Source organism: Kitasatospora sp. NPDC058048, assembly GCF_042885555.1.
GTDB classification, from domain to species: Bacteria; Actinomycetota; Actinomycetes; order Streptomycetales; family Streptomycetaceae; genus Kitasatospora; species Kitasatospora lactacystinica.
Genome location: NZ_JBHVRT010000099.1, coordinates 1 through 1,832, shown reverse-complemented (window position 1 = coordinate 1,832; position 1,832 = coordinate 1). Strand labels below are relative to the sequence as shown.

Sequence of the window (1,832 nt, the reverse complement as noted above, 5' to 3'; positions counted from 1 at the left end):
CCGGGCGCGACGTCGAGGGTGATGTCGTCCAGGACGTGGGTGCTCGCGCTCCCACGGCCGAAGGACTTGTGCACGTGCGAGATGCGGACGGCGGGTCGACCGGAGGCGACGGCGACGGTGTCCGGTTCGGCGGTCAGTGTCGGGGTCATCCGGGCACCTCCTGCGTTGGTGGTCATGGGCCCCTCCTGCCCGGGGTGGCAAGGAGGGAGAGGTCTGCGGGGCCGTGGTCCGGGCCCCGCCCGTTCCGGTGGGCATCGACCGGGATCGACCGGGCGGGGCGGGGCCGGACCGCGGGGTCTTGGCTGAACGTCCGAGGCGCGGAGGGAACTTGGGGCTCGTCGGCCGGTGCTTCGGGCGCTACTTGGCGCCGAGCCCGGCGTCCGCGACGGCCGGCCGGCCCTGGGCGGCGAGGACCTTGTTCAGCAGGGTGAGGTCGTAGATGCCGTTCAGGTTGCCCGCCGCGCCAGCGGCCTGATTACCGCGAATCTTGAGGAGCCCGGCGGTGACGGCGTGGTCGGCCTCGGACTGCAGGGTGCTCGCCAGCGGGTCGTCCAGGAAGTCGATGTCGGCCCAGGCCGGGTCGAGGATCGCCGGCTCCAGCGCGTTGCCGGCTTCCTTCTTGATGGCCTCGTTGGCGTCGGCCTTGGCCTTGTCAGGGTTGGCCTTGATGAAGGCGTTGGTGTTCACCGAGCCGCGCAGCACGGCCTCCACCACGTCCGGGTGCTCCTTGAGGAACTTCTGCGAGACGATGATGTTGGTGATGACGAACTTCTTGTCCGGCCAGACGTCCTTCTCGTTGAGGAGGACCTTCGCGCCGAGGGTGACCAGCTTGGAGGCCGTGGGCTCGGGCACCCAGGCGCCGTCTATGGAGCCCTGCTTGTAGGCGTCGGGGGTGACCTTGTTGTCGGTGCGCACGACGGAGACGTCGCCCGCGCCGGAGGCCGCGTCGACCTTGAAGCCCTTGCCCGCGAGGTAGTTGAGCAGTGCCACGTCCTGGGTGTTGCCCAGCTGCGGGGTGGCGATCTTCTTGCCCTTGAGGTCGTCCAGCGAGGAGACCTTCTCGGGGTTGACGACCAGCTTGACGCCGCCGGAGGCGGAGCCGCCGATGATCTTCAGGGACTGGCCGTCGGACTTGGTGTAGCCGTTGATCGCGGGGGAGGGGCCGATCCAGCCGATGTCGATGGAGCCGGCGTTGAGCGCCTCGATCTCGGCCGGGCCCGCGTTGAAGACCTGGGTCTTGATCTGGGTGGCGCCCAGCTCCTTCTGGAACAGCCCTTCCTGGAGGCCGACCAGCGGGGTGCCGTGGGTGAGGTTGGAGAAGTAGCCGATCTTCACCGTGTCCGCCGACAGCTTCGCGCCGGAACCCCCGGCGGAGGCCGAGGCGTCGGCCTTGGTGTCGGAGGACTTGTCGGCCTTCGAGCCGTAACCGCAGCCGGAGACGAGGGCGGCGCAGAGGAGGACGACAAGGGAGGGGAGAAGGACATGCTGCTTCGAACCCCGGGGCCGGTTCACGCCCGAGAAGGCCTCGCTGGGCATCAGACCCAGTCCTCCTCTGTGGTGTCCGTGGCGCGTACGGTGTCGAACGCCTCGCCGGCCATGCCGGCGGTGAGGGTGGTGCCGTCGGCCGGGTCGATCAGGAGGAAGGATCCGGTGCGGCGGTTGTCGGTGTAGGCGTCGAGCGCCAGCGGTTCGGCGGTGCGCAGGACGACGTGGCCGATGTCGTTGACGTTCAACCCGTCGGCGCCGGAGCGCTGTTCGAGAGTGTCGATGTCGATGCGGTAGGTGATCGCCTTGACGAGCGCCCGCACCGTGCGGGTGGTGTGCTTGAGGAG

The 1,832-nt window shown here is 69.2% G+C and carries 1 protein-coding gene and 1 pseudogene; both read right to left on the bottom strand.

The window, feature by feature from the left end; genetic code table 11:
- Window positions 1–357: 357 nt before the first annotated feature.
- Window positions 358–1,512, bottom strand: coding sequence for an aliphatic sulfonate ABC transporter substrate-binding protein (locus ACFVVA_RS42090; RefSeq protein WP_387696010.1), 1,155 nt, complete (start codon window positions 1,510–1,512; stop codon window positions 358–360).
- Window positions 1,513–1,535: 23 nt separating this feature from the next.
- A pseudogene (locus tag ACFVVA_RS42085) lies at window positions 1,536–1,832 on the bottom strand (hypothetical protein); the annotation flags it as partial.